This window comes from Dyella sp., assembly GCF_035486915.1.
Taxonomy (GTDB): Bacteria; Pseudomonadota; Gammaproteobacteria; order Xanthomonadales; family Rhodanobacteraceae; genus Dyella_B.
In genome coordinates this window covers 1-11,647 of sequence record NZ_DATHMR010000156.1, presented here as the reverse complement: position 1 = coordinate 11,647, position 11,647 = coordinate 1, and the positions used below count along the sequence as shown (strand labels likewise).

The 11,647-nt window shown below is 59.9% G+C and carries 12 protein-coding genes; 3 read left to right on the top strand and 9 right to left on the bottom strand.

Features of this window, described 5'->3' with window-relative positions; genetic code table 11:
- From secD to VK725_RS12350, 8 genes are all read right to left on the bottom strand, one after another.
- On the bottom strand, positions 1 to 1,869 hold a 1,869-nt coding region (gene secD, locus VK725_RS12385), incomplete at its 3' end, for a protein translocase subunit SecD (protein ID WP_325318363.1).
- A gap of 80 nt (positions 1,870 to 1,949) precedes the next feature.
- Positions 1,950 to 2,279, bottom strand: coding sequence for a preprotein translocase subunit YajC (gene yajC / locus VK725_RS12380; protein ID WP_325318362.1), 330 nt, complete (start codon positions 2,277 to 2,279; stop codon positions 1,950 to 1,952).
- A 162-nt stretch (positions 2,280 to 2,441) separates the two neighbouring features.
- A complete protein-coding gene (gene tgt, locus VK725_RS12375; RefSeq protein WP_325318361.1) occupies positions 2,442 to 3,566 on the bottom strand; it encodes a tRNA guanosine(34) transglycosylase Tgt in 1,125 nt (374 codons plus the stop codon).
- A gap of 7 nt (positions 3,567 to 3,573) precedes the next feature.
- Positions 3,574 to 4,623 (bottom strand): tRNA preQ1(34) S-adenosylmethionine ribosyltransferase-isomerase QueA, encoded by a 1,050-nt coding sequence (gene queA / locus VK725_RS12370; protein ID WP_325318360.1) that lies wholly within the window; start codon positions 4,621 to 4,623, stop codon positions 3,574 to 3,576.
- Positions 4,624 to 4,695: 72 nt separating this feature from the next.
- Complete coding sequence (locus VK725_RS12365) at positions 4,696 to 5,298, bottom strand: response regulator transcription factor (protein WP_325318359.1); 603 nt, start codon at positions 5,296 to 5,298, stop codon at positions 4,696 to 4,698.
- Complete coding sequence (locus VK725_RS12360; RefSeq protein WP_325318358.1) at positions 5,295 to 6,503, bottom strand: sensor histidine kinase; 1,209 nt, start codon at positions 6,501 to 6,503, stop codon at positions 5,295 to 5,297. The genes VK725_RS12365 and VK725_RS12360 overlap by 4 nt, the downstream gene beginning before the upstream one ends.
- 42 nt (positions 6,504 to 6,545) lie before the next feature.
- Positions 6,546 to 7,343, bottom strand: coding sequence for an ABC transporter permease (locus tag VK725_RS12355; RefSeq protein ID WP_325318357.1), 798 nt, complete (start codon positions 7,341 to 7,343; stop codon positions 6,546 to 6,548).
- Positions 7,343 to 8,260 carry an ABC transporter ATP-binding protein gene (locus tag VK725_RS12350; protein WP_325318356.1) on the bottom strand — a complete coding sequence of 306 codons (918 nt, stop codon included), beginning with the start codon at positions 8,258 to 8,260 and terminating at the stop codon, positions 7,343 to 7,345. Before VK725_RS12350 ends, VK725_RS12355 begins: the two co-directional genes overlap by 1 nt.
- A gap of 271 nt (positions 8,261 to 8,531) precedes the next feature.
- Between VK725_RS12350 and VK725_RS12345 the strand changes: the two genes are divergently transcribed.
- The 3 genes from VK725_RS12345 to upp all read left to right on the top strand — a co-directional run bounded on the left by VK725_RS12345 (position 8,532) and on the right by upp (position 11,265).
- Positions 8,532 to 10,028 (top strand): aminotransferase class III-fold pyridoxal phosphate-dependent enzyme, encoded by a 1,497-nt coding sequence (locus tag VK725_RS12345; RefSeq protein ID WP_325318355.1) that lies wholly within the window; start codon positions 8,532 to 8,534, stop codon positions 10,026 to 10,028.
- 150 nt (positions 10,029 to 10,178) lie between these two features.
- A complete protein-coding gene (locus VK725_RS12340) occupies positions 10,179 to 10,520 on the top strand; it encodes a PsiF family protein (RefSeq protein ID WP_325318354.1) in 342 nt (113 codons plus the stop codon).
- A gap of 100 nt (positions 10,521 to 10,620) precedes the next feature.
- The gene (gene upp / locus VK725_RS12335; protein ID WP_325318353.1) at positions 10,621 to 11,265 is read left to right on the top strand and encodes a uracil phosphoribosyltransferase; all 645 of its coding nucleotides are present in this window, start codon (positions 10,621 to 10,623) and stop codon (positions 11,263 to 11,265) included.
- 200 nt (positions 11,266 to 11,465) lie between these two features.
- Here upp and VK725_RS12330 read toward each other — a convergent pair.
- The coding region (locus tag VK725_RS12330; RefSeq protein WP_325318352.1) for an alpha/beta hydrolase at positions 11,466 to 11,647 on the bottom strand (182 nt) is incomplete at its 5' end.

The window sequence follows — 11,647 nt, the reverse complement described above, 5'->3', positions numbered from 1 at the left end:
GCCGCCATGAATCAGTGCGGTGATCGCGTGAGTGACCGTGACCGAGGTGAACATCGAGGTCAGAATACCGATGAGCAACGTGACGCCGAAGCCCTTGATCGGGCCCGAACCCATCGTGGTCAGCGCCAGCGCAGCGATAAGATGCGTGACGTTGGCGTCCAGAATCGTCGCCCAGGCTTTTTCGTAACCGGCACGGATCGCTGCCAACGGCGTGGAGCCGTTCCGCAATTCTTCGCGAACGCGTTCGCAGATCAGCACGTTCGCGTCGATCGCCATGCCTAGCGTCAGCACGATACCGGCGATGCCAGGCATGGTGAGCGTCACACCGATCAGCGACATGACGGCAACCAAGATCACCAGGTTGAAGAACAGCGCGACGTCGGCGACCAGACCAAAGAGCTTGTAGTAGATCGCTGCCGCGATCAGCACGAGACCAAGACCCAGCAAAACGGCCTTCAGGCCCTTGTCGATGTTGTCCTGACCCAGGCTCGGACCAATCACGCCTTCCTGCACGATATCCATGCGCGCCGCGAGCGAACCGCCCTTCAGCATCAACGCAAGTTCGGACGCAGCCTTCGCGGTCCCCAGACCGGTCGTCTGAAATTTATTGCTGAAGACACCCTGGATAGTGGCGTAGTTGATCACCTTATAGGTGGTCTTGGGTGTACGCACTTCCTTGCCGTCGACGATCTTGGTGTCGGTGGTGGTCTCGACATACACCACAGCCATCGGCTTGCCGACGTTATTGCTGGTGAAGTCCAACATCTTCGCTGCGCCAGCCGAATTGAGCGAGACGTTTACGCTGGGCGTGCCCGACTGCGGGTCCGTGCCCGAGGACGCATCGACCAACTCATCGCCGCTGGCGATGATGTTCTTGCTGACCAAATAGGGCTGACCTTCCGTGCCGTAGTACAAGTGTGCATCCGGCGGGATGTTGCCCGTCCTCGCGGCGTCCTGAACAGCGGGGTCGCGCAAATCGCCAATACCTGCGACGTATTCCAGCGTCGCCGTCGCGCCAATCACTTTTTTCGCTTCGGCCGGATCCTGCACGCCGGCAAGTTCGACCGAAATATGGTCTTCGCCCTGTGCCTGGATAACCGGCTCAGAGACACCCAGCGCATTGATGCGATTACCCAGCGTGGACAGGTTCTGACGAATGGCGTTGGTTTGCAGATCGCGCAGCTTGTCCGGCTTGAGCACGGCATTGAGAACGTAGCGGTCGCCGGTGTTAGTGCCATCGGTGACGGCCAGATCGGTGAACTCCGTGGCAATGGCGTCGCTGGCAGTGGCGCGATCCGCCGCGGAGTTAAGCACCACGATTACGCCCTGTCCGCGCACGGCGTTGCGCGCCACGGAAACGAACGGAACCTTCTTGTCCTTGAGCAGCGAGGTGATGTCCTGCGTATAGCGGTTTTCCTGCTTGTCGATGACGTCGTCCTGATCGACGGCCATCAGGAAGCGCACGCCACCTTGCAAGTCCAGACCGAGCGGCATCGGACGACCGCCAATGGCAGTCAGCCAGCTCGGCACGGTCGATTCGAGATTGAACGCGATGGTGTAGCTGTCGCCCAATGCCGTCTTGAGCGCGTCAGCCGCACTCTTCTGCAAGTCGCCGTTGTCGAAGCCGATCAGCACGTAATCGCCGCGGTTGGTGTCGTGCTTCAGGCTTTCATTGACGTAGGGAATCTTGGCAGCCTGCAGTGCCGTGGTGATTTTCTGCTGCACCGTCGGATCGAGCGTCGCACCGCTTTGCGCCGCCGAGACCTGCACCGCTTGCAGCGGTTTGTACAAGTTCGGCAGCGCGTAAAGGATGCCCAGCACCAGTACGACGGCGACCAGGTAGTATCTCCAGCGTGGAAAATCACTCATGCCTTGCATCCATAAAAGCCGCGGCGCGGGGCCGCGGTAGCGTGAATTAATAGGAAAAACCGATCCGCCGAGCGGAGCGCTTAAGACGATTTCAGCGTGCCTTTGGGCAACACCTGTTGGACAGCGCTTCTCTGCACCTTGATCTTGACGTTCGGCGCGATCTCGACGGTGACGAAGGTGTCGCCGACCTCGTCGATGCGACCGGCAATGCCGCCGTTCGTGACCACTTCATCGCCTTTGGCCAGGCCCGCGATCAAGTCGCGATGCTCCTTCTGCCGCTTCGACTGCGGACGGATCATCGTGAAATACATAAAACCGAACATGACGATCAGCAGGATCAGCATGAAGGTGCCATTCTGCGCACCGCCCGGTGCTGCCTGTGCCAGCACAAAAGTCGTCGGAAAATTCATTAGCCCGTTCCGCAAGTTATGGCCACAGCAGGAATTTCCGCCGTGCGCCCAATAAAAGACCTTGGATTATGCCATGCGCCCCAGTGCTCTGCACACGGGCCAGCGCCCCCTACCCAGCCGATTCAATGGGGCCGGGAGGGGCTGTTGCAAGCGCACAACGGCCTAGGCGGTGTCGCCCCTACGTCGGGCGTAGAACTCCGTCACGAAATCGTCCAGCTTGCCGGCCGCGATGGCTTCGCGCAGCCCGGCCATCAGGCGCTGGTAATGATGCAGGTTGTGGATGGTGGCCAACTGGCTGCCGAGGATCTCGTTGCAGCGATCCAGATGGCGCAGGTAAGCGCGGCTGAACCCCTGGCTGCAGGCGTAGCACGCGCACCCTTCCTCAATCACCCGCGTGTCGTTGGCGAACTTCGCATTGCGGATGCGCAGCGTGCCTTCGGACGTGAAGAGAAATCCGTTGCGTGCGTTACGCGTGGGCATCACGCAATCGAACATGTCGATGCCGCGGCGCACCGCCTCGACGATGTCTTCCGGACGCCCGACACCCATCAGGTAACGCGGACGATCCTGCGGCAGCAACGGCACAGTGAAATCCAGCGTGTGGTTACGTTCGGCCTCCGGTTCACCCACCGCCAGACCACCCACTGCATAACCGTCGAACCCGATCTGCACCAAACCTTCCGCAGAACGCCGGCGCAGGTTCTCATACACGCTGCCCTGCACGATGCCGAACAAGGCGTTGGGGTTACGCAGATCGTCGAACGCGCGACGCGAACGTTCAGCCCAGCGCAGACTCAACTCCATCGATTCGGCAGCGACCTTTTCGGTCGCCGGATACGGGGTGCACTCGTCGAAGATCATCGCGATGTCCGAATCCAGCACCGCCTGGATTCGCATCGACTCTTCTGGCGACAGAAACACCTTGGAACCATCGACAGGCGATGCAAACGTCACACCCTGCTCGGTGATCTTGCGCTTGTGCGCCAGCGAGAACACCTGAAAACCGCCGGAGTCGGTAAGGATCGGCCCTTTCCAGCCAATAAATCGATGTAGACCGCCGAACTCGCCCACGATCTCCAGGCCCGGTCGCAAAAACAGGTGGAAAGTGTTGCCGAGAATGATCTCGGCCCCTACTTCGACCAGATCGCGCGGCGTCATGGCCTTCACCGAGCCATACGTGCCCACAGGCATGAAGGCGGGCGTTTCCACGGTCCCGCGGTCAAACGTAAGACGCCCGCGGCGCGCAACGCTATCGGTGGCTAGAAGATCGAAATGCATGGCAGTCATTTGCCTATTATTGCGTGTCTGCGGGGATCGCGCCTCGCGGCAGGATCAACATTGCATCGCCATAGGAGAAAAAGCGGTAACGCTCCTTCACCGCATGCTCGTACGCCGAAAGGATGAATTCCCGGCCCGCCAGCGCGGAAATCAGCATCAGCAACGTCGATTGCGGCAAATGGAAGTTGGTGATCAGCCCATCGACACTGGTGATGCGATAGCCCGGAAAAATGAAGATCTGCGTTTCGCCTGCAAAAGGGCGCAACACACCATCCACCGTGGCGCTTTCGAGTGCGCGAACCACAGTCGTCCCCACCGCAATGACGCGGCCACCGTTCCTGCGCGTGCGATGAATTTGATCGACGAGCCCCGCACCCACGTTGAGCCATTCGCGATGCATCTGATGATGCGACAGATCTTCCGCGCGCACAGGCTGAAAGGTTCCCGCACCGACATGCAGTGTGATGTATCCGAAATCCAGGCCTTTGTCGCGCAATTGCGCGAGCATCTCATCGTCAAAATGCAAACCCGCCGTCGGTGCTGCCACAGCACCGGGTTCGCGCGCATAAACCGTCTGATAACGCTCCATGTCGCTCGCATCCGCATGCCGCGAGATATACGGCGGTAATGGCATCTCACCCAATCGGTGCAGCAAACGCTCCAACGGTTCGGGTGATTCAAAGCGCAAATGGAAAAAGCCTTCATCGCGGCCAAGCACGGTAGCGTGACTACCATCGGCCAGCACGATAACGCCGCCTTCCTTGGGCTTCTTGCTGACACCCAATTGTGCAATCGCCTCGTGTGCACCGGTTACGCGTTCGATCAGAATTTCGACCGCTCCGCCGCTCTCTTTGCGACCATGCAAACGCGCTGGCAACACACGCGTATCGTTAAACACCAGCAGGTCGTCCTTACGCAGAAACGACACCAACTCGCTGAACTTACGGTCCTGCCAGGTACGTACCGGCACGTCGAGCACGAGCAAACGACTCGCACTGCGCTTGGCGAGCGGGGCCTGCGCAATCAGCTCGGGCGGCAGGTCGAAATGGAAATCGGATTTCTTCAAGGAGGATGCTTCGTGACGGGCATAACGCCGGGCATTATCGCATCCTTTCAGAGCACTACCTGTACGGATGGCCTAGAGCCAGCCCTTCTGGCGCGCCAGGCGATAAGCCTCGATACGATTGGCGGCGCCCAATTTTCCGATGGCCTCGGAAAGATAGTTGCGCACGGTGCCATGCGACAGGTTGAGTTTTATCGCGATGTCGCTGGCGGACTGCCCTTCCCCAGCGAGGCGCAGCACCTGGCGTTCGCGGTCGTTAAGCGGATCGGCTTCGGACCATGCTTCCAGTGCCAGCTGCGGATCGATGGAGCGCCCGCCACGATGCACGGTACGTAGTGCTTCAGCGAGATTCTCTGCGGGCGCATCTTTAAGCAGATAACCCGACACGCCCGAATCGAGTGCGCGGCGCAGAAAACCGGGGCGTGCGAACGTCGTGACGATGACGGACTTCACCGGCAATTCGTAGCGCTGGATGCGTTGCACCAATTCAAGACCGGTAATGCCGGGCATTTCGATATCGGTCACGAGCACATCCGGCTTCAACCGTTGTACTTCGCGCCACGCTGTTTCGCCATCGCACGCAGTGCCCAATACTTCGATATCGGATTCAAGATTGAGCAACGCCGACAACGCGCCGCGCACCATCGCCTGATCTTCGGCCAACAGCACGCGAATCATGCGGCACCCCGTGCGAGATCATCCGGCGTCGCGTCCGCTGGCGCAGTGACATCCGGTTGCAGTCGACGTTTTGATCCAAGCGGAACGCAAACGGTGAGTTTGGTTCCGCGCTTAGGTGGCGATTCAATGGAAAGCGCTCCACCCAGCACGCCGATGCGCTCGCGCATCCCACTGATGCCGTTTCCTTCCGCGCTTTGTCCACCGCGTCCGTTGTCGCAAATTTGCATAGTGAGCTTTTCCGGTGTCGATTCGAATCGTACAGATGCCTGTGTGGCACCTGCGTGGCGATGGATATTCGTCATAGCCTCGCGGATGACGAGTGCCAGACCGCGCTCGATATCCACAGGCAACGACATCGGCAACGCACCGTAATCCAGATGCACCGCAGACGATTCCAGCAGCAGACGTGCCGATGCCAATTCCGCGGCCAGATCCGTGGCGCGAATGCCGGTAACCGCCGAACGAACTTCAGCCAGCGCGTGACGCGCGACGCCTTCGGCCTCGGTGAGTTCGCGAAGCGCACTTTCAGAATCACGATCGAATAACTTGCGTGACAATTCGAGCTTGAGCGTAATCAACGAGAGTGTGTGACCGAGAAGATCGTGCAGGTCGCGGCCGATGCGCTCGCGCTCGGCGGTGGCCGCGAGGCGCCTCACCTCGTCTTGCGATAATTTAAGGGCAGCGTTTTTCTTGGAACTATTGATACCAACGGTAATCACGCCATTAATGATGGCAACCATCACCACTATGTAAAAGGTCAGCTGCCAAGGGAGCCGGTTCGCCGTCGCAGACACCGCAAAGATCGCGCTCATTGCGATCACGTTCGCCAAATAGAATCGCCAACCTCGCGTACAGGCGCGAACCATGACGGTGCCGAATATGAAGTAACAGCAACCGGCGCCGCTATTGAACGGCATGATCAGGAAGCCAAGCAGCGTGATACACCATGCATAGAGGTGAACGGACCTCTGCGGCCGAATGATGCATAGCGCATAAAAAAGCAGAAAGAAGGGATACGAAATCCCAACGGTGACGAACCACTTCTGCGTGAACCCTTTGTCGAACAGCGGATCAAAAAAAATCCACACCGACCACAACAAGTGAATGGCATCGGTCCAGGGATTGGCTCCCTTGCGAATATTCTCGGCCGCCTCCGAATCCGGTGTCGGCTTCAGCCACGCGGGCACGGGTAGCGAGAAAGACATGGTTTAGAAACCCCACCGGATCCTGACAGACGTCATCCTACGTCAACCTACACGGCGCAGGCGACGCGCTGCGATGAAAAAGCACACGAGAGCGAAACCAATCAGCACGACGATGTCGCCCATGACGGGGCCTGGACCCATATCCAGCGCCGCTAAAGCGACGCGGTGCAGGTGATAGCTGGGCCAGATCGGCGCGATCTGCTGCAGTACGCTGGGCAACTCATTCATCGGCACCCACAGACCTGACAGGAACGACATCGGCAGATAGACCAGGTTGAGCAAACCAGGCGCGCCCTGGCCTTTGATGAGCGTGCCCACCAGCATGCCCAGCGCACAGAACGGCAGCACGCCCAGCACACCCGTCAGCAACAGCATTCCTGCTTGCATTCCTGTAAGCGATACGTGCGCCATCGTCACACTCATAAGGAGTAACAACACAATGACCACAGCAGCAGCGAGCATCGCCATCAGCATCTTGCCCAGCAGATAAGCTCCCGGTGGCATCGGCAATGCACGTTTGTAAGTGAGGAGGCCGCCGTCGCGCTCCAGTGCGAGCGATATGCCGAAGCCAAACAGGCCCGGACTCATCACGCCGAACACGCCATAACTGGCAAGGAGGTAGCGCGCAACATCCGGTCCTTCGTGCGTTGCCATGACGATGCCGAACAACAAATAGAACATCGTCGGGAACAGCATGATCGGCAACATGAAGCCAGGGTTGCGCAGATAACGCAGACATTCGCTGCGCGCTTCCGCGAGATAAGCACCCAACACGCGGCGCGTGCTCATGACTTTGGGCGCGGTGACGCTGGGTGTTGCAGGAATCGATACGGCGTTCATCACGCGGCCTCCTGTTCGATCAGATTGTCTTCGCGGGTCAGTTCGGTGAATGCATCGGCAAGTCCAGCACGCTGCACCTCCAGTTCGCTGAGCGACGTGTCCGCGTCCAGCATGCGTCGCAAGACGTTCTCTGCGGCGCTGGTGCTCACATGCATGCGCGTTCCGTCGCGTTCGGCCGATGCCACCTGCGGCCATTGCGCGATGACGTCTGCATCCAGATCGGTCACGCAACGAATGCGTGTCAGCGGAACATGCGAACGCAACGCGTCGACACTGCCTTCCGTCAGCACGCGGCCTTTACCCATCACCACGACGCGTTGTGCGAGTGCTTCGGCTTCTTCCAGATAATGCGTGGTCAATACGACCGAGCAACCGTCGGCGACGAGCGCGCGCATGGCGGCCCACAGTTTGCGGCGGCTATCGATATCCATGCCGACGGTCGGTTCATCCAGAAACACCAACTCCGGCCGGCCGCACAACGCGAGTGCGAATTGCACGCGGCGCTGCTGGCCACCTGAAAGCTTGCCGTAAGGGCGCCGCAACAGATCGCCGATGCCGGCCAGTGCAGCGCTTTCGTCCAAGGGACGTGGATCGGGGTAGTAGCTGGAGACCAGACGCAGCAGCTCGCCCACACGCAGTGTCAGGGGAAGCATGGCCGACTGCAGCATCACGCCGATGCGACGGCGCGCATCGATCTGCTGCGGGTCCATGCCGAACAATTCGGCCCGGCCGCCGTCGGGCCGGATAAGGCCCAACAGCAGGCTGATGCTGGTGCTTTTGCCCGCCCCATTGGGGCCCAGCACGGCCAAGAGTTCGCCGCGGCGCAGCACAAGATCCACACCATCCAGAGCGGTAAGGGAGCCGTAACGCTTTACGGCGCCGGACAAACGGGCAACGACGTCAGATGCAGGGTTCATGGTGGTCCTCCTTGCATTGCAGCGTAGGCAATACAAGGGCTTGTCCCCAGTCGCCCTCGTCAGGCATCGCGCATGACAGGCGTCATCCGGGGGTACCGGCGACCCCTGCCCGCAGGTTATCCTGATAGGCGACGCCAGCGGTTTCCCCACACGCGGCGAGTGCGAACGGGCGCAGCCCGCGGGCCTCTAGATGCCCTTCCCGCACGCAACACATCTGTCGGCCTGCTTTGCGCTGGGTGCGAGGCGCTGACAAGATTCGAGGAGAGTAGTCATGGGTGTGATCGATCAGCTGCGCGATTTGCGCGAATTTGGCGGCAAGCCGCGGACCACCGGCCTCGACGACGCCACCATCGAGCGTATGGCCGCTGTTGACCCTCAGCTCGTCAAGGCGATTGCCGAAGCGGTTGCGCGCCACCATGAACTGCGCGCCGAGTTCGGCGATTTCCTGAAGCTCGACGAATCGGAACAGTTGACGCACGTGCTGGAAGGTTTCGTCAATTTCTATCCAGACGATGCGATCAATCCGTACCTGCCTGCCGCTGCGCGCGGGCCGTGGGTTGTCACGCTGAAAGGCTCGGTCGTGCACGACAACGGCGGCTACGGCATGTTGGGTTTTGGTCACAACAACGAAGCGATCGACGCCGCACTGGCGCGTCCGCAGGTGATGGCCAACGTGATGACGCCGAGCGTGTCGCAGATGCGTTTCACGCAAGCGCTCAATCGCGAGCTGGGCCGTCACCGCGGAAGCAATCCGTATGTGCGTTATCTGTGCCTGAATTCCGGCTCGGAAGCGGTGGGTCTGGCTTGCCGCATCGCCGACGTCAATGCAAAGGTCATGACGGATGCGGGCGGCCGTTATGCCGGTCGCACGATCAAGCGTGTCGCCGTGAAAGGCGCCTTCCATGGCCGTACCGATAAACCTGCGCTCTATTCCGATTCGTCGCGCCGCACCTATCAGCAGCATCTGGCTAGCTATCGTCATGAAGACACGCTACTGACGGTTGCGCCGTATGACGTTCAGCAGCTGGAAGCGGTGTTCGCCGATGCCGACAGGCATGGCTGGTTTATCGAAGCGTTGTTCCTCGAACCGGTGATGGGCGAAGGCGATCCCGGCCGCGCCGTGACGCCGGCGTTCTACCAGGCCGCACGTCAGCTCACCGAATCGCACGGTTCGGTACTGCTGATCGATTCCATCCAGGCAGGTTTGCGTGCGCATGGCGTGTTGTCGATCATCGATTATCCCGGTTTCGAAAAGCTCGCGCCGCCGGATATGGAAACCTATTCCAAGGCGCTCAACGCCGGTCAGTATCCGCTGTCCGTGCTGGCGGTGACCGAGCGCACGGCATCGCTGTATCGCAAGGGCATCTACGGCAATACGATGACGTCGAACCCGCGTGCATTGGATGTCGCGCTGGCCACGCTCGATCAGCTGACCGACGACGTGCGCGCCAACATTCGCACCCGTGGCAAGGAATTCGTCGACAAGCTCAATACGCTGAAAGACGAACTGGGCGGCCTGATCACCAAGGTGCAAGGCACGGGCCTGCTGTTCTCGTGCGAGCTGGCTCCGCAGTTCAAGTGCTACGGTGCGGGTTCCACCGAAGAGTATCTGCGCGAACGCGGCATCGGAGTGATTCACGGCGGCGCTAATTCGTTGCGTTTCACGCCGCACTTCAATATCACCAGCAAGGAAGTGGATATGGTGATCGCCCATGTGCGCCACGCCCTGCTCGAAGGCCCCCGCAAAAGCGAAGCCCGGGCAGCCTGAGTCGCTATAACCCATCACGGCCGGGCCATCCGGCCGTGATTTCACAAGTAAGTTTTCGAATTGGGCGCCGGCCAGCTACCGCCCAGTCATCGTGTAGGCATAGACTTGCTCCGCCGGTAACCACCGGTCATATCTTCAGGAGGAAGCATCATGTCCATGCGCCTTAGCCTGTTCGTCGCCAGCGCTGTTCTGGCCCTCGCCACCACCACCGCCTTCGCCGCACCGCAGAGCAGCAGCACATCCAGCACGGGTCATTCCACTAAGCTGGGGCAATGCAGCCATGCGAACGCGGGCAAGAAGGGTGCTGACTACAAGACCGCCGTTAGCAACTGCATGAATGGCACGTCCGATAGCGCCGCGACTGATGCCTCATCGAGCGGCAAAAAGCTCACCCCCTCGCAGCAAAAGATGGCCGATTGCAGCCACGCTAACGCGGGCAAGAAGGGTGCTGACTACAAGAGTGCCGTCAGCACGTGCATGAAGAGCCCATAAGGCTCGCTGCGCGCTTGAGGCTCCAGGGCGTCGCCAGCATGGCGGCGCCCTTTTCATTTGCCGCTATGCTGGCGCGAATTCCCTACCAAGCGCGCTTCCCATGAAGATCGTCGAAGTTCGTCACCCGCTGATTCAGCACAAGCTTGGCCTGATGCGTCGCACGGGCATCAGCACGAAAGAGTTTCGTGAGCTGGCATCCGAAGTGGGATCGTTGCTGACGTACGAAGCGACTAAGGATCTGGAAACCGTCGACGCGCAGATCGAAGGCTGGGCGGGACCGGTGCGTGTGCAGCAGATCAAGGGCAAGAAAATCACGATCGTACCGATTCTGCGCGCAGGTCTGGGCATGTTGCCCGGTGTGCTTGAACTGATACCAGCCGCGAAGGTGAGCGTCGTTGGTTTGCAACGGAATGAACAAACGCTCGAACCGATGACGTACTACGAAAAGCTGACCGGCCGTATGGACGAACGCATCGCATTGATCGTCGACCCCATGCTGGCTACTGCGGGCACGTTAGTAGCCACCGTGGACATGCTCAAGGCCGCGGGTTGCAAACGCATCAAGGGCCTGTTTCTTGTCGCAGCGCCGGAAGGCCTCAAACGGATCGAGGCCGCGCATCCGGATGTCGAGATCTATACTGCGTCGATCGACGAGCGGCTAAATGAGCATGGCTATATTTTGCCGGGCCTTGGCGATGCCGGTGACAAGATCTTTGGCACCAAACAGTTGCCCACAACGGATTGAGGCATATCACACGTTAAAGCGTTCCGACTCTCCTCACCGTCATTCCGGCGAAGGCCGCAATCCGGTGACGTCATCGCTGAGTACACGCCTTATCGCCAGCATGTCTGCTGCGAAAGCGAGGGACGTGACACTACGCTCCATTCAACGCCAAAGGACACTGGATTGCGGCCTTCGCTGGAATGACGGTGAGGGTGGCCCGATTAGCGTCGTGCGAATCTGTCCGTCGCTTCAATCAACTCGCGTGCAATACCCGGTTCGAACGCAGAATGCCCTGCATCCTGCACGACACGCAAATCCGCTTCCGGCCACGCACGATGCAGATCCCACGCGCTACGCATCGGACACACCACATCATATCGGCCCTGCACAATCACCGCGGGAA

Coding starts and splice junctions, on each gene's coding strand:
- VK725_RS12360 (WP_325318358.1), bottom strand. CDS start 6,503: ATGTCTTTCTCGCTACCCGTGCCCGCGTGGCTGAAGCCGACACCGGAT.
- VK725_RS12340 (WP_325318354.1), top strand. CDS start 10,179: ATGTCCATGCGCCTTAGCCTGTTCGTCGCCAGCGCTGTTCTGGCCCTC.
- VK725_RS12365 (WP_325318359.1), bottom strand. CDS start 5,298: ATGATTCGCGTGCTGTTGGCCGAAGATCAGGCGATGGTGCGCGGCGCG.
- VK725_RS12350 (WP_325318356.1), bottom strand. CDS start 8,260: ATGAACCCTGCATCTGACGTCGTTGCCCGTTTGTCCGGCGCCGTAAAG.
- VK725_RS12355 (WP_325318357.1), bottom strand. CDS start 7,343: ATGAACGCCGTATCGATTCCTGCAACACCCAGCGTCACCGCGCCCAAA.
- yajC (WP_325318362.1), bottom strand. CDS start 2,279: ATGAATTTTCCGACGACTTTTGTGCTGGCACAGGCAGCACCGGGCGGT.
- tgt (WP_325318361.1), bottom strand. CDS start 3,566: ATGACTGCCATGCATTTCGATCTTCTAGCCACCGATAGCGTTGCGCGC.
- upp (WP_325318353.1), top strand. CDS start 10,621: ATGAAGATCGTCGAAGTTCGTCACCCGCTGATTCAGCACAAGCTTGGC.
- VK725_RS12345 (WP_325318355.1), top strand. CDS start 8,532: ATGGGTGTGATCGATCAGCTGCGCGATTTGCGCGAATTTGGCGGCAAG.